23 protein-coding genes are annotated in these 21,406 nt (G+C 65.6%); 13 read left to right on the top strand and 10 right to left on the bottom strand.

Going from position 1 to position 21,406, the window contains the following annotated elements:
* Positions 1-1,024 precede the first annotated feature (1,024 nt).
* Positions 1,025-2,275, top strand: coding sequence for a TROVE domain-containing protein (locus IVB05_RS23875; protein ID WP_247778355.1), 1,251 nt, complete (start codon positions 1,025-1,027; stop codon positions 2,273-2,275).
* 75 nt (positions 2,276-2,350) lie between these two features.
* Here the strand turns inward: IVB05_RS23875 and IVB05_RS23880 are convergent, their stop codons facing one another.
* From IVB05_RS23880 to IVB05_RS23905, 6 genes are all read right to left on the bottom strand, one after another.
* Positions 2,351-2,764 (bottom strand): GFA family protein, encoded by a 414-nt coding sequence (locus IVB05_RS23880; RefSeq protein WP_247778356.1) that lies wholly within the window; start codon positions 2,762-2,764, stop codon positions 2,351-2,353.
* 66 nt (positions 2,765-2,830) lie between these two features.
* On the bottom strand, positions 2,831-3,127 hold the full coding sequence (locus IVB05_RS23885) for a hypothetical protein (RefSeq protein ID WP_247778357.1): 297 nt from the start codon (positions 3,125-3,127) through the stop codon (positions 2,831-2,833).
* Complete coding sequence (locus IVB05_RS23890) at positions 3,124-3,873, bottom strand: DUF899 domain-containing protein (protein ID WP_247778358.1); 750 nt, start codon at positions 3,871-3,873, stop codon at positions 3,124-3,126. Before IVB05_RS23890 ends, IVB05_RS23885 begins: the two co-directional genes overlap by 4 nt.
* Positions 3,874-3,915: 42 nt before the next feature.
* Positions 3,916-4,449 carry an SRPBCC family protein gene (locus tag IVB05_RS23895; protein WP_247778359.1) on the bottom strand — a complete coding sequence of 178 codons (534 nt, stop codon included), beginning with the start codon at positions 4,447-4,449 and terminating at the stop codon, positions 3,916-3,918.
* Between the two features lie 3 nt (positions 4,450-4,452).
* Positions 4,453-4,806 carry a metalloregulator ArsR/SmtB family transcription factor gene (locus IVB05_RS23900; protein ID WP_247778360.1) on the bottom strand — a complete coding sequence of 118 codons (354 nt, stop codon included), beginning with the start codon at positions 4,804-4,806 and terminating at the stop codon, positions 4,453-4,455.
* 80 nt (positions 4,807-4,886) lie between these two features.
* Entirely contained in the window at positions 4,887-5,972 is a 1,086-nt protein-coding gene (locus tag IVB05_RS23905; RefSeq protein WP_247778361.1) for an adenylate/guanylate cyclase domain-containing protein, read from the bottom strand.
* Between the two features lie 121 nt (positions 5,973-6,093).
* Here IVB05_RS23905 and IVB05_RS23910 point away from each other — a divergent pair, with 121 nt between their 5' ends.
* The gene (locus tag IVB05_RS23910; RefSeq protein ID WP_247778362.1) at positions 6,094-6,549 is read left to right on the top strand and encodes an SRPBCC family protein; all 456 of its coding nucleotides are present in this window, start codon (positions 6,094-6,096) and stop codon (positions 6,547-6,549) included.
* A 35-nt stretch (positions 6,550-6,584) separates the two neighbouring features.
* Here IVB05_RS23910 and IVB05_RS23915 read toward each other — a convergent pair whose 3' ends face one another.
* The 3 genes from IVB05_RS23915 to IVB05_RS23925 are packed head-to-tail and all read right to left on the bottom strand — an operon-like array spanning position 6,585 to position 8,828.
* On the bottom strand, positions 6,585-7,286 hold the full coding sequence (locus tag IVB05_RS23915) for a GNAT family N-acetyltransferase (protein WP_247778363.1): 702 nt from the start codon (positions 7,284-7,286) through the stop codon (positions 6,585-6,587).
* A gap of 37 nt (positions 7,287-7,323) precedes the next feature.
* On the bottom strand, positions 7,324-8,295 hold the full coding sequence (locus IVB05_RS23920; RefSeq protein WP_247778364.1) for an SDR family oxidoreductase: 972 nt from the start codon (positions 8,293-8,295) through the stop codon (positions 7,324-7,326).
* Entirely contained in the window at positions 8,295-8,828 is a 534-nt protein-coding gene (locus tag IVB05_RS23925; RefSeq protein ID WP_247778365.1) for a MarR family transcriptional regulator, read from the bottom strand. The genes IVB05_RS23920 and IVB05_RS23925 overlap by 1 nt, the downstream gene beginning before the upstream one ends.
* Positions 8,829-8,978: 150 nt before the next feature.
* On the opposite strand from IVB05_RS23925, the gene IVB05_RS23930 reads away from it, so the two are divergent.
* Positions 8,979-9,656 (top strand): VOC family protein, encoded by a 678-nt coding sequence (locus tag IVB05_RS23930; RefSeq protein WP_247778366.1) that lies wholly within the window; start codon positions 8,979-8,981, stop codon positions 9,654-9,656.
* Between the two features lie 85 nt (positions 9,657-9,741).
* Complete coding sequence (locus IVB05_RS23935) at positions 9,742-10,233, top strand: cupin domain-containing protein (protein ID WP_247778367.1); 492 nt, start codon at positions 9,742-9,744, stop codon at positions 10,231-10,233.
* Positions 10,234-10,415: 182 nt separating this feature from the next.
* Here the strand turns inward: IVB05_RS23935 and IVB05_RS23940 are convergent, their stop codons facing one another.
* Entirely contained in the window at positions 10,416-11,630 is a 1,215-nt protein-coding gene (locus tag IVB05_RS23940; RefSeq protein ID WP_247778368.1) for an MFS transporter, read from the bottom strand.
* A gap of 150 nt (positions 11,631-11,780) precedes the next feature.
* Between IVB05_RS23940 and IVB05_RS23945 the strand changes: the two genes are divergently transcribed.
* From IVB05_RS23945 to IVB05_RS23985, 9 genes are all read left to right on the top strand, one after another.
* Complete coding sequence (locus IVB05_RS23945; protein ID WP_247786868.1) at positions 11,781-12,245, top strand: Rrf2 family transcriptional regulator; 465 nt, start codon at positions 11,781-11,783, stop codon at positions 12,243-12,245.
* Entirely contained in the window at positions 12,235-12,936 is a 702-nt protein-coding gene (locus tag IVB05_RS23950) for a class I SAM-dependent methyltransferase (RefSeq protein ID WP_247778369.1), read from the top strand. Before IVB05_RS23945 ends, IVB05_RS23950 begins: the two co-directional genes overlap by 11 nt.
* A gap of 187 nt (positions 12,937-13,123) precedes the next feature.
* Positions 13,124-14,515, top strand: a complete 1,392-nt coding sequence (locus IVB05_RS23955; protein WP_247778370.1) for an SWIM zinc finger family protein — start codon at positions 13,124-13,126, stop codon at positions 14,513-14,515.
* Positions 14,508-15,923: a DUF5691 domain-containing protein gene (locus IVB05_RS23960; protein WP_247778371.1), complete on the top strand. Its 1,416-nt coding sequence runs from the start codon at positions 14,508-14,510 to the stop codon at positions 15,921-15,923. Before IVB05_RS23955 ends, IVB05_RS23960 begins: the two co-directional genes overlap by 8 nt.
* A complete protein-coding gene (locus IVB05_RS23965; RefSeq protein WP_247778372.1) occupies positions 15,920-16,999 on the top strand; it encodes an AAA family ATPase in 1,080 nt (359 codons plus the stop codon). The genes IVB05_RS23960 and IVB05_RS23965 overlap by 4 nt, the downstream gene beginning before the upstream one ends.
* A 4-nt stretch (positions 17,000-17,003) precedes the next feature.
* A complete protein-coding gene (locus tag IVB05_RS23970; RefSeq protein WP_247778373.1) occupies positions 17,004-19,232 on the top strand; it encodes a DUF5682 family protein in 2,229 nt (742 codons plus the stop codon).
* Entirely contained in the window at positions 19,229-20,407 is a 1,179-nt protein-coding gene (locus IVB05_RS23975; RefSeq protein WP_247778374.1) for a VWA domain-containing protein, read from the top strand. Before IVB05_RS23970 ends, IVB05_RS23975 begins: the two co-directional genes overlap by 4 nt.
* 81 nt (positions 20,408-20,488) lie before the next feature.
* Positions 20,489-20,923 (top strand): antitoxin Xre/MbcA/ParS toxin-binding domain-containing protein, encoded by a 435-nt coding sequence (locus IVB05_RS23980; RefSeq protein ID WP_247778375.1) that lies wholly within the window; start codon positions 20,489-20,491, stop codon positions 20,921-20,923.
* On the top strand, positions 20,920-21,405 hold the full coding sequence (locus IVB05_RS23985; RefSeq protein WP_247778376.1) for an RES domain-containing protein: 486 nt from the start codon (positions 20,920-20,922) through the stop codon (positions 21,403-21,405). Before IVB05_RS23980 ends, IVB05_RS23985 begins: the two co-directional genes overlap by 4 nt.
* Position 21,406 lies beyond the last annotated feature (1 nt).

Genomic DNA, 21,406 nt, shown 5'->3' on the forward strand with positions numbered 1-21,406 from the left:
ATGACGCACGCCCGGCTCATGGGAGCGATCTCGCTTAAGCGAGATCGACAGTCCGCTCTATTCGGACCCTCCTGAGCCAACCGCTCCGGAGGGTTTTTTGTTGTCCGAAGCAGGCTCATTCGAAACATCCCGGCGCAAGCCGGAACGGGAGACCCGGATCCCGGGGCTCGCGCCGGCAGGCGCGTGCCCCGAAGCGCGGGGCCTGTCGGAGGGAACGAGGCGCAAGCCGGATACCGATGGCAGAGCGAACCCCAGGGGGTTCGCAGCAGCGGCGCCGTTCAGAGCGCCGCGAATGAAATTTGTTTTCCAATCCGGTTTGCCGCCTCTTGCGGCTAAACCGACGCTGGTGGTGAAGATTTCGGATACTTCGCACCATGGAAAGAGCGGGTTCGAATCCCGCCCTTGACGCACGCACCGGGATGCGGCCTCGCGAGGGCTTGCACGCGGCCCGGCGCAGTTTCGCTTCCGCAAGGAGCGAAACTGCGTTGTTGTCACTGACGCCGATATTGCCTGTTCCCCAGCGTGCCTTTCAACTGCCGATGCGCAGGCATCGGCAGGGCGGTGGTGAAGATGGCTGTTACTTCGGTAGGGCGCTATGGCGCCGGGCGGGTTCAAGGCCCGTACGCCCGCAAGGGTGGCAACAGCATCGTCCGTTCCCCGCCAACTCTCTCCACGGTCCGTGGTGAAGATCGCTGTTACATCGTCTTTGGAACGAGAGGTCGCGGGTTCGAATCCCGCCCGGCGTCATGTGCGCTGGTAGCTCAGTGGTAGAGCGCTTCCCAATCGGCAGGGTAAGCTGCCGATCGGGGTCTCAGCATCGCCTGTTCCCGGATCGTGGTTTCCAAAATGCCGGTGGTGAAGAGTTCTGTTACTTCGCACTCACAAGGTCGAAGGTTCGATTCCTTCCGGACGATAAGTCCGTAGCTCAGAGGGAGAGCGTGTGACAACGCCCGCAAGGGCAGTACAGCCTCGCCCGTTCCCCGGCGCCCTTTCCGATCAATAATCAACCCTAGAGGAGGCCGTCATGGTCAGACTGAACAAGATCGTTCGCGCTCTCACCTTCGAGGGCGCGCCGGCCAAGCGCTTCACGCCAGAGATGGCGCTGAGGCGCGCGCTGATGAACTGCCTCCCGTGGGAGAGCCAGTTCTACGAGGATGGCGTTGCGATCGCCGAGCGTATCAAGGCGCTGGTGCCGCAGGTCGATCCCGCGCGCGTCGCGGCGCTCGCCATCGAGGCGCGCGAGGTGATGAAGCTTCGGCATGCGCCGCTGCTGGTGGTGCGCGAGATGGCGCGGCACGAGAAGCATCGTGCGCTCGTCGCCGATACCCTGGCCCATTTGATCCAGCGCCCCGACGAGATGACGGAGCTGCTTGCAATCTACTGGGCGGATGCGCTCGGACCGATGCAGCAGCGCAAGCGTCAGCCCGTCTCGGCGCAGGTCAAGAAGGGCCTGGCGCGCGCGGTGACCAAGTTCGACGCCTATCAGCTTGCGAAGTACGACCGCGACGGCGCGGTGCGTATCAGGGACGTCCTGTTCCTGGTCCACGCCAAGCCGAAGGACGCGGACCAGGCCAAGGTGTGGAAGCAGCTCGTCGACGGCGAACTGGCTTCTCCCGACACCTGGGAGGTTTCGCTTTCGTCCGGCAAGGACAAGCGCGCGACCTTCGAGCGGCTGATCGCCGAGAACAGGCTGGGCGGCCTCGCGCTGCTCCGCAATCTGCGCCTGATGCAGAAGGCGGAGGTGCCGCGCAGCACCATCGCGGAGGCCATCGAGGCGATGCGGACCGACCGCATCCTTCCCTACCGCTTCATCACGGCGGCGCGCTATGCGCCGGATTTCGAGCCCGAGCTCGAATCCGCGATGCTGAAGTCGATCAAGGGCTATGCGCGGCTTCCGGGCCGCACGCGGCTCCTGATCGACGTGTCGGGATCGATGTTCTATCCGCTCTCGGCGCAGTCGGAGATGACCCGCGCTGAGGCGGCCTGCGGTCTGGCGATCCTCGCCCGCGAAGTCTGTGACGAGGTGGAGACCTTCACGTTCAGCAATGAGGTCGTGAAGATTCCGCCGCGCGAGATCGACCGCAAGGGCGATCGCCTGATCGTCTTCACCGACGAGCAGAGCCACGACACCGTCCCCGACCCCAGGGGTCGCGGCACCATGGTGAATGTGGCCTCGTACCAGCACGGTGTCGGATACGATGCGTGGACGCGTGTGCACGGCTTCTCGGAAGCCGTGATCGCGTGGATCGCGGCTTCGGAAGAGACGAAGCATTGATCCATCTGTGACAACAAGTACCCCGGGCGCGCCAACACGCGCCCGGGCATTCATTGAAATCACGCCGTCTGCATCTCAGCCGGGCGGCATCTTGTCGAATTTTCGCGCGGCCGGATCGGGATGATCCCAGGCGTGGCCGGCAGCGGTCCATAAAACTTTCTGTGGCTTGTATCGGCTGGGATCGTCAAGGCTTCCCGCGTGGACGATGAAGATCTCGGGAATGCCGGGGAATGTCAGATAGACCGGTGAGCCGCATGTCGGGCAGAAGGCGCGGGACTTGACCGTTCCACCGTCACCGACCAGGTCCCAATGCTTCGCCTCGCCCTCGGCCTTCACGGCCGGCCGCGGAAACGTCAAATAGGATCCGTGGCCGGTGCCGCTCTTGCGCTGGCACTGACGGCACTGGCAATCGTTCATCTCGATCGGTTGGGCAGAGATTTCATATCGGATCGCGCCGCAGGCGCATCCGCCGGTGTAAGCTTCACTCATGTTTTTCTTCCTTCGATAAAACAACACGGGGGGACCACGAACTTTTCGAATGCGCCGCCGTGCGTCTCATGCCCGGCTTACGCCGACCTGCGACATCGGCGTGCGGCTGGAGATCAGCTTCAGCCACGGCGCCAGATGGAAGGCGCTCATCAGCAAATACATCGGGACCATTCCACCGAGGGGTGATGCACTCGCGGTCGAACACAACGCATCCGGCGATCCGCCGCCAAACACCCCCGTCAGTAACGCCATTGTCGCGAAGGTCGGCGCGGCCGCGAGATAGAGCCCGTTGGCCGCCCTACGTGCGACGGCATTCCGGCGGGGCGAGACGCCGCCGGATCCGCCGGAATAGCCTTGGCTCATGGCTTCGCACCCGCACTCTGTTTTCGGAACGCGGCCTCTCCGGCGTCCGACACCTCGACCCACCTCTTGTCGGGCGCTGCGCCTTCGACGTAGCTGTCGTGCCAATTCCACCACTTGTAGGTCGGCGTCTGCGGATAGCCTTCGGGAGAATCCTCCCACTCCTCCTGGCGCCCGAGCGGCGTGATGTCGAGGTAGTTCCAGGTGCCCCCCATCTGCTCGTCGCCGCGGTTGTTGATGAAGTAGGTACGGAAAATCTTGTCGCCGTCGCGGAAGAACACGTTGGTGCCGTGCCATTCGCCGACGTCGAAGTCGGCGTCAAAACTGTCCGTGACGGTGTACCAGGGGATCATCTCCCATCCCATTCGCGCCTTCTGGCGTGCGATGTCTGCCTGCGGCGCGCGCGATGCGAATACGAGCGTGGTGTCACGGGCGTTGAGATGAGCGAGATGGGCGACCTGATCGGCGACCATCGAGCAGCCGCGGCAGGCGTGGTCGGGCCAGCCGAACACGCCGGGCTCGTAGAAGGCGCGGTAGACGATCAGCTGATGGCGGCCCTCGAACAGGTCGCGCAAGCTTGCCGTGCCCGCAGGCCCTTCGAACTTGTATTCCTTCTCCACGGCCAACCACGGCATCCGCCGACGCTCGGCGGCCAGTGCGTCGCGAGCGTGGGTCAATTCCTTCTCCTTCACGAGCAACTGTTTGCGCGCGGCTTCCCACTCCTGCGCTGATACGACGTGAGTCTGCATGGCTTAGTCTCCTGTTTGTTGCAGTGCTTGTTGCGTTGCACGTCAGGCCGGCAGCCGGCTGTCGTATTCCTGCTGCAGGCGGGCCCAGCCGTCCCAGAATGGTGCCGGTTCCTTGTCGTTGGCACGGGCGACCAGGACATCGAGATGCATGTGCCAGCCGGCGCTGACCTTGAGCATGGTCGAGCGATCGGGCAAACGCCGATGGGTCACGGTGAGCAGCACGCCCGAGCCCTTGGGCTCCAGCTCGAACGTCACGTCGCCGCTGTTGTTCCAGGCGATCGAAAGCTTGCGGAGCGGATCGAGCTCGGTGATCCGGCTCTGCATGCGATGCTCTTCCGGAAATCCCTCCGGCCGCTTGCCCGGGGGATCGTTGAGCTCGTCGTTGCGCCAGACGAATTCGACGGGCGCGCCGACCTTCATCTCCATCTGGCCCGCCGCCAGCCACTTGCTGCGCAGGCCGCTGTCGGTGAGGTAGGCCCAGATGCGCTCGATCGGACCGGGCAGAAGCCTTTGGATCTTGAGTGTGGTCGGCTCGATCAACTCGCCATAGGCATCGGGCTTTGTCGTTGCATTCATTGTCTACTCCTTCACCTGCTTTGCTTTCGCCTCGTCCTCTGCACGCAGCAGGGCTTCCAGCGAGTCGAGTTTTTCGCTCCAGAAACGTTCGTAACGGCGGAGCCACGCATCGGCTTCCGCGAGCCGCGCCGCCTCGAGGCGGCACAGATGGGTGCGGCCACGGATCGTGCGCTTCACCAGCCCGGCATTCTCCAGCACCCGCACATGTTTCGACGCGCCGGCGAAGCTCATGTGGAATGGCGTCGCCAGTTCCCCGATCGTGAGCTCCCGCTCGGCCAGATGACCAAGCATCGCCCGGCGCGTCGGGTCCGCCAGCGCGTGAAAAACAGCATCGAGATGTGTCGAATACTCAACCATGTGGTTTAGTATAGACACGCAGCGCCGATAGTCAACCGATCGGTTTAACGTTTTCGTGATGAGTTCCGGCCCCGCCCTAACTAACCGTCCGACATCGTGTAGACGGCGCAGGGAGATGCGATGCCGCGCAGCGCATGCGTTCCCAGCGGGATCAGTGTCGCGCTTGTCTCAGTGGCGACCGCACCGGAGATCAGGACAGTGTGACCGAGCGGCCGGCAGAGCCCTTCCAGCCGGCTGACCAGATTCACCGCAGAACCAATCGCAGTGAAATCCAGCCGGTCGGCCGCGCCGACGTTGCCCCACAGAATTTCGCCAAGGTGCAGCGCCACGCCGAATGACAGCGGCGGCAGCCCCTGCTCTCGCCGGCTCGTATCGAGATGCGCCATTCCGGCTTTCGCGGAAGCAACCGCGCGCAGCGCGGCATCGCAGGCTTCGCGCGGCTTCTCGCCGACCGGGAAGATCGCGAGCACGCCATCGCCGATGAATTTCAACACCTCGCCGCCAAAGGCGTGGACGGCGCCGCCGACGCAGTCGAACCAGCCGCCGAGTGCGGCGATGACGGCGGCCGGAGGCTCGGCCTCGGACAGCGCGGTGAAGCTGCGCAGATCGCCATAGAGCAACACCGCCCGAATGGTCTCGCCGACTTCACGCCGCAGCGGCCCCGCCAGCACGCGCGCGGCGCTGCGCCGGCCAAGATAAGCCTCAAGCGCGGCCGACAGCGTCGCGCGGGCCGAGAGTACGGCGAGCGGCGCTGCGGCAAAGCGGGCGGCTTCGCGCAACCGATCTACTTCCGATTCCGTGAACCGGCGCGGCCCTATCCAGCCAAGCACCGGCCCGCCTTCTCCCGCGCCAACGCTGTCTTCATGCACCGCACCGCCCGCGAGCCCGGCCAACCAGCTCCGGCCCGCATCGCCGGACGAACTCCCCGCGCCCCCAAATCCCATCGGTGCAAATCCCACCGCCTCGATCACCGCGCCATTTTCGGCCCGCCACAGCCAGGTGCGGCGGGCGATGATCGGGTGCGGTACGGCGAGCGTCAGCGCGCCGCCGGCGAGCGGCATGTTGTCCGCAATCAAGCGCATGCCGAGTTCGGCGAGGAACCGGTCGGCGCCCGGCGAAGCGCTGGCCGCATCGACCAGCCATGTCAGCGTCGAACTCAGTTGCATGGGCCGACCATGCGGCAGGGACCATCGATTGTCATCATCGGCACTTGGTAAATCCTCGCGCCGGCATATGTTCTCGTACGGGTTGCAGCCCCCGCCATGTCAACGACCAGTGAGGTTTTCGATGCCTGAATCATTTGTGGTCCAGCGCGAGACGCAGATCGCGGCGCCGCGCGCCAGTGTGTTCGCCTTCCTGACGGACCCTGAGAAGATCGTGCAATGGATGGGCAGCGAGGCCGTGACGGAGATGCATCCGGGCGGGCTTTATCTCCTGAAGGGCGTCGGCAGCGCGACGGCGCGCGGCACGTTCCGCGAGGTGGTGCCGGTGCATCGCCTTGCCTACAGCTTTGGCTGGGAAGGCAATGACGAGGTGCCGCCGGGATCGGGCCTGATCGAAATCGACCTGATCGAACAGGATGGCGGCACGTTGCTGCGCATGACCCATAGCGGGCTTCCCAGCGCGGCTCACCAGGCGAGCCACGCCAAGGGCTGGATCCATTATATCGACAGGCTGACCAAGGCGGCCTCCGGCGAGGATCCCGGCCCGGATCGGGGTCCGGGCGGCACCCGCAACGCGTGAGGAAGATATCGGTCAAGGCGTGCATCGCTGGGCGATCATTCCTCTTTCTTCAACACCGTCACGTGGAGACGGCGGCGGATTTCCATCCCCTGCCGCCGGTAGAGCGCGATGGCCGAATGATTGTTGGTGAAGACGTGCAGGAAGGGAATTTCTCCGCGCGACACAATCTGGCGGGAGATGGCAGATAGCAGCATCTGCCCGTAGCCGCGGCCGCGAAGGGATGGATGCACGCAGACGGCGGTGATCTCGGTGTAGTGAGCGGGCTTCATCCGCTCGCCGATCATCGCGACGAGCTGGCCGTCGACGCGGATGCCGAGGAAGGTGCCAAGTTCATGGGTCCGCGCGTAGAACGGTCCCGGCTTGGTGAGCGCGGTCAGTTCGATCATCGCTGGCACGTCGTCGACACCGAGGGTGACGATATCGACGCCGTTGGTCGGCGCTTCAACCGGCGCTCCAGCAATCATCTGTTCACCGGTGTCTGCCAGCACGACCTTGAATTCGGCAGGCGGCTGGACGGCATCCGGCGTGAACAGCACGGCAATGTCCTGCGGCGACATCAGCGCGCGAAGCGCTGCAAAGCTTTCCGGCGACATGTCCGCCGTCGCGGCGAAGGGCGTGATCTCTGTCGGATAGCGCCGCGCGCGGGCATCGCCTTCGGCCAACGCCTGATGCGTGGTCGTCAGCGCGGTCCAGATCGGATAATCGAGGGGATGGCTGGAGTTGTTGTGAACGGGCATCAGGCTGCTTTCATTCTCACTCAATGGCACGACAACCCTAACGGTAGTCGCCAAGGTCCGCCACCTTGCCGCCCTCGCGGACCTCGGCCGTGTAGCGCCAGATGTCAGGCCGCGAACCATCGATATCAGTAAAGCCGTAGTGGCGGGCGAGTTCGCCGGAGCTGACCGACTTCTGATTCCATTTGCCGCGATCGGGATCGGCGGCGAGTGCCGCCACGGCGCGGCCGACATAGCGCGGCGATTCCGACAATGCGAAATCCGGCGGCGCCTGTGGCCTGCCGCCTCCCCGCTCCGTCAGCGCCTCGCGCCAGTTCGTTTCGGTGACGCCGAAATTCTCCAGCATCATCTCGGAGCGCAGCCAGCCCGGCGTGATCGCCACCGCCGCCGCCCCGTGGGGCGCGAGTTCATGACCTTGCGAGAAGGCGAGACGATTCACGCTTTGCTTGACGAGGTCGTAGAACACCGAGATCCGGTAATGCTGCGCGTTGTAATCGGCGGTGCCGTCGGTGACTTCCATCAGCAGGCCGCCGGGCTGCGCGACCAGCAGAGGCAACAGATAATGCGACGTCACCAGATGCGTCTCGATGCCGAGCCGCAGAATCCGCAAGCCCTTCTGCAGGTCGAGCTTCCAGATCGGCGTATTCCATTCGGCGGGCCCGCCCTTGAGCCGTTCGGCGCCCCAGATGCCGTTGACGAGCACGTCGATGCGGCCATGGTCGTTGCGGATGCGTTCGGCCAGCGCCGCGACCTGTGCCGGTTCGAGATGGTCGACGGCGATGGCGACGCCCTTGCCGCCTAGCCCCGTTACAAGTTCGGCTGTCTCCTCGATCGTCTCGCGCCGGTCATAGTCGGATCGCGTCGGCGCATCGGCGCGCGTGCTGCTGCGCCCTGTGCAGATCACCGTCGCGCCGGCCTCGCCGAGCGCGGTGGCGATGCCGCGGCCGGCGCCGCGCGTCGCGCCCGCCACGACGGCGATACGTCCGCGAAGCGGAGCCTCCGATGCTGCCATCACTTCTCCTGCTGCGCCGTCGCGTCGATCAGATTGTCACGGAGCGCAATGACGCTTTTCTGCAGCCGAGCGAATTCATCTTCCTTGAGTCCGGTCGAAGCCACGAGGTTCATGTGCATGCCCTTCTCGCGCAGAAGCCGGCCGGCCTCGGTAAGGCTGATGCGCACCTGCCGTTCGTCCGCGGGATCGCGCTGACGGCGCAGGTAACCCATGGTCTCGAGCTTTTTCAGGACCGGCGTGAGCGTGTTGGATTCCAGGAACATCTTTTCGCCAAGCTCGCTCACCGTCTGGCCGTCCCGCTCCCACAAGGCCACGATCGCGATCCATTGCGGGTAGGTCAGACCGAGATCCTCAAGGCCCTTCCTGTAGGCCCGGCCGAAGGCGAGGTTGGCCGAGTAGATCGCAAAGCACAGGAAATCGCCAAGGCCCCGGTCGGCCCCTGATGGTTTCCCCTTCTGGCCGGCCTTTGAATTGTCTCGGGAATTGTCCCTGGAACCGGCCTGACCGGATTTGGGACCATCATTGGATTTCATGGAGGTCGTCCTTTTTGACACGAACATGTGAAGTCTCGCATCCATATATATCGCATCCGATTAAATCGGAAGGGTTGACAGTCGGGCCTCCCAGGTATTTATAGGCCGCACGCGAATACATCGCACGCGATCTAATCAGAGGAGAAAGCCATGACCACCACATCTGCAAACCAGACCTCGAATGCGCCGGCGATCGACCTGAAGCTCGAAATCGTCGTCCTTCCGGTCTCCGACGTCGAACGCGCCAAGCAGTTTTATGCAAAACTCGGCTGGCGGCTCGATGCCGATTTCGCCGGCCCGGACGATTATCGCGTGATCCAGTTCACCCCGCCCGGCTCCAACGCCTCGGTGATCTTCGGCAAGAACGTCACCTCTGCCGCGCCCGGCTCCGCGCAGGGCCTGTACCTGATCGTCTCCGACATCGAGGCCGCCCGCAACGCGTTGCTCGGCCGTGGCGTTGCGATCAGTGAAGCGTTTCACGCCGGCGGCGACGTGCACGTTGGTGCGGACGAGCCCTATCTGTTCGGGCGCGTCCGGCTGAGCGGCCCGGATCCGGCACGCGGCAGCTATCGTTCGTATGCCTCGTTCAGCGATCCCGACGGCAATGGCTGGCTGCTGCAGGAAGTCACCGCGCGGTTGCCCGGCCGCATCGACGGCAACGGCACGTCGTTCACCTCGTCGGCCGATCTCGCCGCCACGTTCCGCCGGGCGGCTGCCGCCCATGGCGAATACGAAAAGCGCAACGGCGGCAAGCACGATGAGAACTGGCCGGACTGGTACGCCGACTACATCGTCAACGAACAGAGCGGCCAGCAGCAGGCCGCATGAACAGCGCTTGTGACGGCAGGCAACGGCGGCAGCTCCTGGCGATTTAGCCGCCGATGCATCAGCCAACCCATCATGGAGATTTGCAATGCGTACGCTATCCAAGGGCTTCTTTCTTATTCCGGTGACCGCGCTCGCGCTGGCTCTAATGCTTTCAGCCGCACCGGCATCGGCTCAGACGACACAGGGCGCCGCGGGTGATCGAACCTCGGCGGCATCCGAGCGGCCGCGCGACGATCTGGCCGGCAAGCTTGTCCGGCGCATCATCCAGCGCGCGCCGTCTTCGATCCCAGGCCGTGAGATCGTGCAGGTGGAGACGGAGATTCCCGCAGGCGTCGAGTCCGGATGGCACGTTCATCCCGGCGAAGAGGTCGGCTACATCATCGCCGGCGAGGTCGAGATGAAGGTCGAGGGACGTCCCACCGTCATCCTGCGCGCCGGCGACGGTTTCCTGATCCCGCCGCGGACCCCGCACAATGCGCGCGACCTCGGTCCGGAGACGGGACGGATGCTGTCGACCTACATCGTCGAGCAAGGTCAGCCGCTCGCGTCGTTCGTGCATCAGCACGTGGAGAAGTAGGCGGCGTTTCCGATTCAGTTTTCAAACAGCCCCGATGTCATCGTCCGGCTCGACCGGGCGATCCAGTACGCCGCGCCCCCTCCACGTCCTTGCGAGCGCAGCGAAGCAATCCATAGCGCGGCTCGCGGAGACGTGGATTGCTTCGCTGCGCTCGCAATGACGGAGAGGCGTCGTGTGGTGTCTTACGCCGGCACCGGCGCAGCAGCACGCACCGCCGGCATCGGCCGGAACGTCAGGATGATCAGGAACGCGCCGAGACCCATGATCCACGAGCCGATATAGAGCCAAGCGTAGCTGGCAAACGTGTCGTAGATCAAACCGCCCGCCAGAGGGCCTGTCGCCATGCCGAGGCTGCCGGCCATCGCCGTGCCGCCGATCACGGTGCCCATCATCCGCAGCGGAAAGTTTTCACGCACGAGGACGGCGTAGAGCGGCATGGTGCCGGCATAGATGAAGCCGAACAGCGCCGCGACCGCATAGAACGCGGCGAGATCGCGCACGAACACATAACCGAGCGCACCGAACGCCTGCGCCAGCAAGCCGAACACGAGCACGCGCTTGGCCCCCAAGCGATCGCCGAGCAGGCCGAAGGCGATACGGCCGCCCATCCCTGCCAGACCCTCGATGCTGTAGATGGTCACGGCCGCGATCATCGGGATGCCGCAACTGATGGCGTAGCTCACGGTGTGGATGATCGGGCCCGAATGGGTGGCGCAGCAAAAGAAATTCGTCAGCAGCAGGATGATGAATTGCGGTGAGCGCAGCGCCTGCGCGAGCGTCATGTCCGGTTGTGAAGGATCGCCAGACGGCGTGGACGCCCCGCTCTCGAGCGCGGGCGCGCGGCGCACCAGCAGCGAGACCGGAATCATGATCGCGGCGACGACAAGAGCCACGATCTGCATCGAGGTCCGCCAGTCATGGTTCGAGACCAGCCAAGCGGCGAGCGGCGACATCGTCATCGGCGCCATGCCCATGCCGGCCGAGACCAGCGACACCGCGAGGCTGCGATGGGTATCGAACCAGCCTGTGACGCACGCCATCATCGGCGCGAAGATCGCAGCAATGGCGCAGCCGACCAACAGCCCGAAGACGAATTGAAATACAACCAGCGATGTCGCAAGGCTGGCCAGCCCGAGACTGACCGCCAGCACGACCGATCCGGTCAACACCACCGGCAGCGGCCCAAATCGATCGGACAAGGTGCCCCAGATCATGCTGGAGAAGGCCATGGCGAGAAAGCCGATGGTCATGGCGCTGGATATGCCGGTCACCGACCAGCCGGTATCCCGCGCAATCGGCTGCAAAAACACCGGCAGCGAAAACATGCCGCCGATCGCGACGCAGCCAAGAAGGCCACCGGCCGCGACGATGACCCAGCGATAGCGAGAATCTTCCATTCCTGATCTCCACTGTAGCGCTCTCTGGTGGAAGACGAACGGGATGGGCTGGAACCGACAGGCCGAGACCGCCGCTGGCTCACTTTTTTGCGAGGCGATGCGTTGCAACGTGTCTTGACCGGCGACCACTCATGTAATATCGATAGTTACATGAAACGGGACAGTCGATTGTCAGGCGTGCTCCACGTCCTGCTCCACATGGCCGAGCGCGATGCGCCGGTGACATCCGAGGTGCTGGCAAAGGCCATGGACACCAATCCGGTGGTGATCCGGCGGATCATGTCCGGGCTGCGCGATCAGGGCTATGTGCGATCGGAGAAAGGGCATGGTGGCGGATGGACCCTCACCCGCGACCTCGCGACGATATCGCTGCGGGATGTCTATGAGGCTCTCGGTCAGCCCTCGCTGTTCGCGGTAGGAAACCGAACGGAAGCACCGGGCTGTCTTGTCGAGCAGGCCGTCAATGCCGCGCTCGACCGGGCTTTCGATGACGCGGAGGCGCTGCTGCTGTCGCGCCTGGGCGACGTGACGCTTGCGATGCTGAGCGCCGACTTTCAAAAGCGCCTGGGCGACCGGCGCAACCGCCATCGTCTGGAGACCGCCCATGCATCGTGACACAGCCGTCCAGCCCTGGCTGGCCCACTTCTCCGATCCCGAGGCGGTGCGGCATTATGCGGATGGGCCGCCGCGCTTCGTGCCCGGGTTTGCGGACCTTCACCGCATGACTCGCATCTTGCTGGCGGAACAGGTTGCGCAAGATGCGCGGGTGCTGGTGCTTGGCGCCGGTGGCGGCCTGGAATTGAAGGCATTGGCGGAGGCCGAGCCTCGCTGGAGCTTCGTTGGCGTCGATCCCGCTCTGGCGATGCTGAAGCTCGCCGAGCAGACGCTCGGGCCATTCAACGCGCGCGTGGAGCTGCAGCAAGGTTACATCGATGATGCGCCCGACGGGCCGTTCGATGCCGCCACCTGCCTGCTCACGTTTCATTTCCTCGATGCCGACGAACGGCGGCGGACGGCAAGGGAAATCCACCGGCGGCTCAGGCCCGGCGCGCCCTTTGTGGCGGCCCATTCCAGTTTTCCGCAAGCCGACGCTGAGCGTGCGCGGTGGCTGTCGCGCTATGCCGCCTATGCGATCGCCTCCGGCGCCGATCCGGACCAGGCCAACAATGCGCGTGCCGCGGTCGACGCAAACCTGAACCTGTTCAGCCCGGAACAGGACGCGCAAATTCTGCGTGAGGCCGGATTCAGGGATGTGGAGCTGTTCTACGCCGCTTTTACCTGGCGCGGCTGGATTGCAACTGCGTGAAGCAGGGACTGGGCGGTTCGGAAAACGGGTCGGCGATGGCGCGTTGAGAATAACTGAACGCTCGGGACAGGGTGTTGCCCCTGTCACACGCCCGCCACTTTCACGATGCCACCGACATGGGGCGTTCATTGTCGCCCGATATATCCCGATATATAATGGCTCAGTTGGATTCGGTTGGGATCACTGCGTGGCGATTGATCTGAAAGCAATCGAGCAACTCGCCACCGATCAATCCTCGCTCAAGGCAGCGGCGGGGCTCGCCAAGCCGGCCAAATGGTCGGGCGTTGGCGTGAGCCATGACGGCGCGCTGGTCTGGGGCGAATGCGCGGGCTCCGGCGCCAATCCTTATCGCGTGATGGCCGATCTGCGCGATCTCGGCAACAAATGCACCTGCCCGTCGCGCAAATTCCCATGCAAGCACGTACTCGGCCTGTTGTGGCTGAAGGCGGAGACGGTGATGCCGTTTGCCCCGGCCGATACGCCTGCCTGGGTCAGCGATTGGCTCGGCCGGCGGCGCGCCGGCGCCGGCACACCCAAAGCGCCGCCCAGCGTTGCACCATCCGCCGCCAAGGATCTGCGCGCCGCGCAGCAGGCCGAACCGGAAGCGGTCGAAGACCCGAAGGATGCCGCGCGTCGTGAAGCCGCGGCGGCCAAGCGAAGCGAGGATACCGAGCGCGCGATTTTTGATGCGCTCGATGCACTCGAACAATGGATCGGCGATCAACTGCGCATGGGCCTTTCCGCGTTTGTCGACGACGTGACCGCGCGTTGCCGGCGGATCGCGGCGCGGCTGGTCGACGGCAAGGCAGCCGTACTGGCCGGGCGGATCGACGAGCTGCCGGGCCGGATCCTCGCGCTTCCGCCGGGCGACCGGCCGCGCGGCGCGGTGGTCGAACTCGGCAAGCTGGTGCTGCTCGCGCGTGCCTTCCGCACTACGCCGCGCGACGCCGAGATCCGGCGCGCGGTTGCGGCCTCGGAAACACGCGAGGCCGTGCTCACCAATCCGCAGACGCTGCGCGTCAAGGCGTGCTGGGAAGTGCTCGCCGAACAGGTGCAGACGCGGCGTGACGGATTGGTGTCGCAGACCACATGGCTGCTCAGCCTCAATGATGGTGACCCCCGCTTTGCGATGCTGCTCGATTTTTTCCCGGCGAGTGTGGGCCGGCGCGGCTCGGTGTTTACACCGGGCGAACGGTTTCAGGGCGAGCTCGCGTTCTATCCGTCCCGACAGCCGCTGCGCGCTTTGCTCGTCGCTCGCGAAGCCGCGGAAGACGCCGCCAAGCCGGAATGGCCGACGCCGGAGACAGCCCTTGCCGAGACCTTGACGGGGCCCCTGCTCGCCGAGCCATGGACGATCGAAATTCCGGTGCTGCTGCCGGCAGGGCGGATCGCGCTCGACGACGCAGGCCATCCCTGGTGGCGGTCGGCCGATGGCGCGAACACGCTGCCGATCGCGGGCAGTGCCGAAGGCCTGTTGTGCGGCACCGATCTGAAACGCACGGCCGCGATCTGGTCCGGCAACCGGCTGACGATCCTCGCCGCGCAGACCTCATGGGGGCGAATCGGCGGCCATGGCTGAGGCAATCTACGATGCGATGGGTTCGGTCCTGACGCGCTGGACCATGGGATCGGCCGCGGCGCCCGCCGCCCCGGTATGGAGCGCCGAGCTTGGCACTGAACCTGCCGAGGCCGAGTTGCGCCTGCTGGCGCTGTCGGGCCAGTTCCTCGGCATCGCGGTGACGGCCGAGCCGCCGCCGGAGCTGCGCGTGTTGCCCGATATTCCGCCTCTCGCGCTGCCGACGGTGCCCGAGGCGTTGCGCCCGCTCGTGCAGCGCATCCTGGCCGCGTTCAAGGAGACGCAGCGCAAGACCGAGCTGCTCGACTTCCTCGCTGCGCGCGGCTGGACCACGCATCCTGCCGAATGGATGCCGACGGCGAATGACGAGGATGCACCCGACGTCTACGCGCCGTGGCGCGACTGGGCCGGGATCGCGGCATCCAACAGCGTTGTGCGACGGCAGGCAGGCGACCAGCTCACCGCTGATAATTGGGAGGACTTTTGGCCGGCGGCGCGCAAGGTGGCGCTGACCGAACTCAGACGCCGCGATCCCGAAGCTGCGCGCATGGTGCTGGAAGCAAAACTCGCCAACGAGAATGCAGACGTGCGGCTGCCCCTGCTTTCACTATTGGCAACCGGATTGTCGGAAGCCGATGTCCCCTTCCTCGAGGGCCTCGCGGCGAACGATCGCGCACCCAAGGTCAAGGCGCTTGCGGCATCGCTGCTTGCCCGGCTCGGCCGCGGCCCGGCGGTCGGCGAGGATATCGCAGAACTCGCCGGCTTTTTCTCGGTGAAGATGAAGGGCCTGCTGCGCCGCGCGCGCGTGATCCAGTTCGAGAACAACAAGACGCACGCACAGGCGCAGCGCCGGGCGGCGCTGCTCGCGAGTGCCGATATCACTTCCCTTGCGCGGGCGCTCACCCTCACCCCGCAGGAGCTGGTCGACGCCTGGAGCTGGGACGTGGATCGACAGGCCGACGCCGCGTTGGCTGACCTGGTCTCGCGCACCGGTACGGACTCCCTGGTCGCCCAGACCGCCGAAGCCATGAGCCAAGGCGATGCCAGTGTCTTCCTTGCCGCGCTGACGCCGCGCCTTCCGCCCGGCCGGCGGTCTGAACTCGCCGAAAAGGTTTTGCGCACGCGCGGCTTCAGCTTCGACGTGGCGAAGACGATTGCGGGCGGGACGGCGCGGCTGGAAAATCCGCTGACGGTACCTGCAGGCGAGGTGCTGCTTACCGCGCTCCGGCGCGACGATGCAAAACCCTCCGATGAACTGACGGAGCTCTTTGCGCTCGGCCTGATCGCCTCGCGCGCCGCGGCGCGTCAGGTATTGGAACGATTGAACGGCGCAGGGTTGCTGCAGGGCGATCCGCGCCTCGACATGCTGCGGCTCAACGCCGCGTTGGACGACAATGGAGCAAAACCATGAGCGAGAAACTACGGTTGCCCGCCGAGGAGAGCTATGCGGCCGAGCTGAAGGCGCTCGCCGCCGGCGACAGCGGGTCTCGCCCGCCGGGCTGGGCGCTCTCGCCACGGGTTGTCGTGACCTATCTGATGGGCGGCAAGGCCAGTGACGGCACGGTCATCACGCCGAAATATGTCGGCGACAAGCGGCTGATCGAGACCGCCGTCGCGACGCTTGCCACCGATCGCGCGCTCTTGTTGCTTGGCGTGCCGGGTACGGCCAAGTCGTGGGTATCCGAACATCTCGCCGCCGGGATCACCGGCGATTCGACGCTCGTCATCCAGTGCACGGCGGGCACCGACGAGAACCAGATCCGCTATGGCTGGAACTATGCGCAGTTGCTTGCGCACGGGCCGCGCCGCGAGGCGCTGGTCCCTACCCCGCTGATGCGGGCGATGGAGGGTGGCAAGCTGTGCCGCTTCGAGGAGCTCACGCGGATGGGCAGCGACGTGCAGGACACGCTGATCACGGTGCTCTCCGAAAAAATGATGCCGGTCCCGGAGCTGAACACCGCCATCTATGCGCAGCGCGGGTTCAACATCATCGCCACCGCCAATAACCGCGACAAGGGCGTCAACGAATTGTCCTCGGCGCTGAAGCGCCGATTCAACGTCGTTGTGCTGCCGCTGCCCGACAATGCCGCGCAGGAGGTCGAGATCATCGTCAAGCGCGTCGGCGAGATGGCGCAAAGCCTTGACCTGCCGGCGCCGAAGAACGTCGCCGACGAGGTGGCGCGGGTGGTGTCGATCTTCCGCGAGCTGCGCTCCGGCGCGACCGAGGACGGCAAGATCGCGCTCAAATCGCCTTCGGGCGGGCTCTCGACTGCGGAAGCAATCGCCGTGATGATCGGCGGCATCAGCCAGGCTACCTTCTTCAACGACGGCAAGCTGACGCCGGAGACGCTCGCCGCCAACATGCTCGGCGCTGTCGTGAAGGACCCGGTGCAGGATACGGCCGTGCTCGGCGAATATCTCGAGACCGTGCTGAAGAAGCGGCGCGGGTTCGAGGGCTATTACGCATCGCTGACCGACCTGATCTGAGACCATGACGGGCCAGATATTCCTGTTCGGTATCCGCCACCACGGGCCGGGATCGGCGCGGCGGCTGGTGCAGGCGCTTGACGACCTCAGGCCATCAGCGGTGCTGATCGAGGGGCCTGCGGAAGCGTCCGAATTGCTGCCGATGCTGGCCGATCCCGATATGGCGACGCCAGTGGCGTTGCTGATCTATGCCGAGGACAATCCCGCCAACGCCAGCTTCTTTCCCTTTGCCGAATACTCGCCGGAATATCAGGCCGCGCGCTGGGCGGTCCGCCACGGCACAGCACTGCGCTTCATCGACCTGCCGGCATCGGACCGCTTGGGCGTGGCCAGCGGCGGCATCGAGGATGAGGCGGTGGCGACTGCCGACGACGATCCGATCAGCCGCGACCCGATCGGCGTGCTGGCGACGGCGGCGGGATATGACGATGGCGAATCCTGGTGGTCCGACGTGATCGAGGAAAATCCCGCGTCGGGGCCGGTGTTCGCTGCGGTCGCCGATGCGATGACGGCGCTGCGCGCGGAATCGAAACCGCTCTCGCCCCGCGAAGCCGCACGCGAGGCGCATATGCGGATCGAGATCGCGAAGGCTGCGAAGGAGTGCGAGGGCGCGATCGCGGTGGTGTGCGGCGCCTGGCATGTGCCGGCACTTGCGGAGCGCCGCAGCCTCGCGGCCGATCGCGAATTGCTCAAGGGGCGGCCGAAGGCGAAGATCAAGGCGACGTGGGCGCCGTGGACCGCCCCGCGGCTGGCACGCGCGAGCGGCTATGGCGCAGGCGTGGTCGCGCCCGGCTGGTGCGCGCATCTGTGGGCGACGCGCGACGGTGCCGATCGCGGTGCGGTGTGGCTTGCCAGGGTCGCGTATGTGCTGCGCGATCGCGGGCATTTCGTCTCGACCGCCTCGGTGATCGAGGCGCAGCGGCTGGGTACTGCGCTTGCAGCGCTTCGCGACCGCCCCTCGCCCGGCTTCGAGGAATTGCGGGAGGCCGCGATCGCCTGCCTGTGCGGCGGCGAGCGCGCGCTCTGGAACGATGTCGCCGCCGAGCTCCTGATCGGATCTGGCGTCGGATCGATCCCCGCCGCGACGCCGCTCGCGCCGTTGCTCGAGGATTTGCAGCGCCAGCAGAAGGCGACCCGTCTCAAGCCCGAGGCGCTGGAGCGGGCGCTGACGCTCGACCTGCGCAGCGAGAGCGGGCTGATGCGCTCGACACTGTTGCACAGGCTGAATGCGCTCGATGTGCCCTGGGGACGGCTGACCGACGCCGGGCGCAGCCGTGGCACCTTCCGCGAGAACTGGCAGTTGCGCTGGGAGCCTGAGTTCGCGGTGCAGCTTGTCGAGAAGCTGATCTACGGTTCGACCATCGCTGAAGCCGCCGGCGGCCGCCTGATGGAAGCGATGCGCAGCGCGGCCGAACTCGGCGCGCTGGCAACGCAGGTGCGCAACGCGATGATCGCCGATCTGCCGCGCGCCACCGAATTCGGCATCGCCGCGCTGGAGGAGAAGGCGGCGCTCACCAGCGACTGCGAAGCCCTGCTCGCCGCGTTGCCGCCGATGGCCGACATCCTGCGCTATGGCGAGGCGCGCGCCGGCACCGTCGAGCATCTGGCAACGCTGATGCCGCGCATCGTCGTGCAGGCAGCACTTGCCCTGCCCTACGCCGCGCGCAATCTGGATGCGGCTGCGGCGGGCAAGCTGCGCGGCGCAATCCTCGCCGCCGACAGCGCGATACAGCTCGCGCAGCTCGAGGCGGACGTGGTGGCCGGCTGGCGCGACGCGCTGCAGGCGCTGCTGCGCGACAATCAGGCGACGCGGCTGGTCGCCGGCACCGCCGCGCGGCTGCTCTATGAGGTCGAACTGCTCACCGCCGGGCAAGCCTCGGACCTGCTGGCGCGGATGCTCTCGCCGGGCACGCCGGTCGCTGAAGCGGCTGGATTCTTCGAGGGTTTTTTCGAAGGCGCCGGCCAGCGACTGATCCACGACGCGGCGCTGCGCGGCGCGGTCGACGCCTGGCTGATGGCGCTCGACGAGGAGGCCTTCACCGCCAACCTGCCGCTGTTCCGCCGGGTGTTCTCGGCGCTGGACCCTGCCGAGCGGCGGCGGCTGATGGACGCGCTGTTCGAACGCCGCGGCGGCGGCGCCAAAGGCTATCGCCTGATCGCGGGCGCGGCGGATATCTGGCCAAAGCATCAGGCGCGGGTGATCGAACTTTTGAAATCCGGAGCGGCGCGATGAGCGAGACCGACGAACGCAATCGCCGCTGGACGCTCGCGCTCGGTGTCGACCCTGATGCCGAGAGCGGCTTTGCCCTATCCGACAGTGACCGCCGCATGTCCGACGCACTGACGGCGCTTTATGGCGACGGCGATGACGCGCCCAAGAAAGGCCGCGGCGGCCTCGGCGGATCGGCGCCGCGCGTCGCGAAATGGCTGGGCGACATCCGCGAATTTTTCCCCGCCCCCGTGGTGCAGGTGATCCAGAAGGACGCGTTCGAGCGCAAGGGCCTGCGCCAGATGCTGATCGAACCCGAATTCCTCGCCACCGTCGAGGCCGACGTCAACCTGATCGCCGACCTGGTCTCGTTGCGCGGCGTGATGCCGGACAAGACCAAGGAAACCGCGCGGATCGTGATCGCCAAGGTGGTCAAGGAGTTGATGGAGCGGCTGGAGCGGCGCACGGCGGATGCGATCCGCGGCGCGCTGAACCGGTCGCAACGCACCAACCGCCCGCGCTTTTCCGATATCGACTGGCCGCGCACCATCAAGGCCAATCTCCGCCATTATCAGGCCGAGCATCGCACTGTAGTCCCCGAGCGGCTGATCGGCTTCCTGCGCCAGCAGCGGCGCATCGTCGATCTCGAAGAGGTGGTGCTGTGCGTCGACCAGTCGGGATCGATGGCGACGTCGGTCGTCTATGCCTCGATCTTTGCGGCTGTGATGGCGTCGCTGCCTGTCGTCGCGACCAAGCTGGTGTGTTTCGACACCGCGATCGTGGACCTGACGGAGGAACTGGCCGATCCCGTCGAGGTGCTGTTCGGCGTCCAGCTCGGCGGCGGCACCGACATCAACCGCGCGGTCGCCTATTGCGAGGAGCGGATCGAGCGGCCGACCAAAGCGCATCTGATCCTGATCACCGACCTCTATGAGGGCGGTAACGCCGACGCGCTGGTCGACCGGCTGGCGCGGTTGTCGGTGCGCGGCGTCAACGTGATCGTGCTACTGGCGCTGACCGATACCGGGCGCCCCTCCTACGATCCTGCATTATCGGCAAAGGTCGCCGCACTCGGCATCCCCGTGTTCGCCTGCACGCCCGACCAGTTTCCGGATCTGATGGCGACCGCACTCAAGCGCGAGGACGTCGCGCAATGGGCCGCCGACCAAGACATCAAGTTGATCCGGCCTGAGGCGTAGCGAGGCCGCCCGCGGCAAAGGGGGCCCTTGACCTCGCCTCACATGAGGCATATCTTTGCCTCAACTGATGCAGAGGGCTTCATGCGCTATCAGGCTGCAACCGCCGCCGAACTGCTCGGCGTCAAACCGAAGAACACCGAGACGACGCTGACGCTGGCCTACTCCGTCGAGAAGGGCCTGCCGGTCTCGGCGCTGGACAAGTTCGCTGACCGTGTCAGCCCGAACGATGTCCGCACCTTCACCTATCGGATCGTGCCCAAGCCAACGCTCGAACGGCGGCGCAAGCACAAGCAGCTCTTGACCAGCGAAGAAAGCGACCGCCTCGCGCGCGTCGCCAAGGTGTTCGCCTTCGGGATCGATGTCTTCCGTGACGAAGCCAAGGTCCGCGCCTTTCTCGAGCGGCCCCACCCGATGCTGGACGACAAGGCGCCGCTCGAACTGGCGCTCGCGACCGGCCCCGGCGCCGATGCGGTGATCAACCTGATGGGCCGGGCGGCGTATAGCGGCGGCGTATGAGCGTTCAGAAGACCGACCGCGTCCTGAAATGCTATCGCATCGGGGACCCGGACGGCGCCTTCCCGATCTATGATTCCGAGGGCGCGCGGCTCTACCCGGGCCGCTGGAATACGCATACGAGCCCGGTGATCTACACCTCGGAGCACTATTCCACCGCGCTCCTGGAAAAGCTGGTGCACGCCAATCTGGTGATGCCGGCCAATCAGCACTTCATCGAGATCACGATTCCAAACGGCGTCTCGTATGAGATTTTCCAGACCGCAGCGCATCCCGGCTGGGACTCACGGAATGAAACGACCTGCAAGACTTTCGGTCAGAATTGGTACGAAGAGAAGCGTTCGGCGCTCCTGATCGTCCCCTCCATCCCGACGCGGCTGGAGCGCAACTTTCTGATCAACCCGGCGCACCCGGACGCCAGGGGCATCACGCATGCCCTGCCCGAGCCGGTGTGGTGGGATGAGCGGCTTTACGGGCATCGTTAGC

The organism is Bradyrhizobium sp. 170 (genome assembly GCF_023101085.1).
Classification (GTDB): Bacteria; Pseudomonadota; Alphaproteobacteria; order Rhizobiales; family Xanthobacteraceae; genus Bradyrhizobium.

What these genes read in the sequence shown, in the direction of transcription:
- IVB05_RS23875 (WP_247778355.1), top strand. Translation starts at nt 1,025, where the DNA reads ATGGTCAGACTGAACAAGATCGTTCGCGCTCTCACCTTCGAGGGCGCG.
- IVB05_RS23880 (WP_247778356.1), bottom strand. Translation starts at nt 2,764, where the DNA reads ATGAGTGAAGCTTACACCGGCGGATGCGCCTGCGGCGCGATCCGATAT.
- IVB05_RS23885 (WP_247778357.1), bottom strand. Translation starts at nt 3,127, where the DNA reads ATGAGCCAAGGCTATTCCGGCGGATCCGGCGGCGTCTCGCCCCGCCGG.
- IVB05_RS23890 (WP_247778358.1), bottom strand. Translation starts at nt 3,873, where the DNA reads ATGCAGACTCACGTCGTATCAGCGCAGGAGTGGGAAGCCGCGCGCAAA.
- IVB05_RS23895 (WP_247778359.1), bottom strand. Translation starts at nt 4,449, where the DNA reads ATGAATGCAACGACAAAGCCCGATGCCTATGGCGAGTTGATCGAGCCG.
- IVB05_RS23900 (WP_247778360.1), bottom strand. Translation starts at nt 4,806, where the DNA reads ATGGTTGAGTATTCGACACATCTCGATGCTGTTTTTCACGCGCTGGCG.
- IVB05_RS23905 (WP_247778361.1), bottom strand. Translation starts at nt 5,972, where the DNA reads ATGCAACTGAGTTCGACGCTGACATGGCTGGTCGATGCGGCCAGCGCT.
- IVB05_RS23910 (WP_247778362.1), top strand. Translation starts at nt 6,094, where the DNA reads ATGCCTGAATCATTTGTGGTCCAGCGCGAGACGCAGATCGCGGCGCCG.
- IVB05_RS23915 (WP_247778363.1), bottom strand. Translation starts at nt 7,286, where the DNA reads ATGCCCGTTCACAACAACTCCAGCCATCCCCTCGATTATCCGATCTGG.
- IVB05_RS23920 (WP_247778364.1), bottom strand. Translation starts at nt 8,295, where the DNA reads ATGGCAGCATCGGAGGCTCCGCTTCGCGGACGTATCGCCGTCGTGGCG.
- IVB05_RS23925 (WP_247778365.1), bottom strand. Translation starts at nt 8,828, where the DNA reads ATGAAATCCAATGATGGTCCCAAATCCGGTCAGGCCGGTTCCAGGGAC.
- IVB05_RS23930 (WP_247778366.1), top strand. Translation starts at nt 8,979, where the DNA reads ATGACCACCACATCTGCAAACCAGACCTCGAATGCGCCGGCGATCGAC.
- IVB05_RS23935 (WP_247778367.1), top strand. Translation starts at nt 9,742, where the DNA reads ATGCGTACGCTATCCAAGGGCTTCTTTCTTATTCCGGTGACCGCGCTC.
- IVB05_RS23940 (WP_247778368.1), bottom strand. Translation starts at nt 11,630, where the DNA reads ATGGAAGATTCTCGCTATCGCTGGGTCATCGTCGCGGCCGGTGGCCTT.
- IVB05_RS23945 (WP_247786868.1), top strand. Translation starts at nt 11,781, where the DNA reads ATGAAACGGGACAGTCGATTGTCAGGCGTGCTCCACGTCCTGCTCCAC.
- IVB05_RS23950 (WP_247778369.1), top strand. Translation starts at nt 12,235, where the DNA reads ATGCATCGTGACACAGCCGTCCAGCCCTGGCTGGCCCACTTCTCCGAT.
- IVB05_RS23960 (WP_247778371.1), top strand. Translation starts at nt 14,508, where the DNA reads ATGGCTGAGGCAATCTACGATGCGATGGGTTCGGTCCTGACGCGCTGG.
- IVB05_RS23965 (WP_247778372.1), top strand. Translation starts at nt 15,920, where the DNA reads ATGAGCGAGAAACTACGGTTGCCCGCCGAGGAGAGCTATGCGGCCGAG.
- IVB05_RS23970 (WP_247778373.1), top strand. Translation starts at nt 17,004, where the DNA reads ATGACGGGCCAGATATTCCTGTTCGGTATCCGCCACCACGGGCCGGGA.
- IVB05_RS23975 (WP_247778374.1), top strand. Translation starts at nt 19,229, where the DNA reads ATGAGCGAGACCGACGAACGCAATCGCCGCTGGACGCTCGCGCTCGGT.
- IVB05_RS23980 (WP_247778375.1), top strand. Translation starts at nt 20,489, where the DNA reads ATGCGCTATCAGGCTGCAACCGCCGCCGAACTGCTCGGCGTCAAACCG.
- IVB05_RS23985 (WP_247778376.1), top strand. Translation starts at nt 20,920, where the DNA reads ATGAGCGTTCAGAAGACCGACCGCGTCCTGAAATGCTATCGCATCGGG.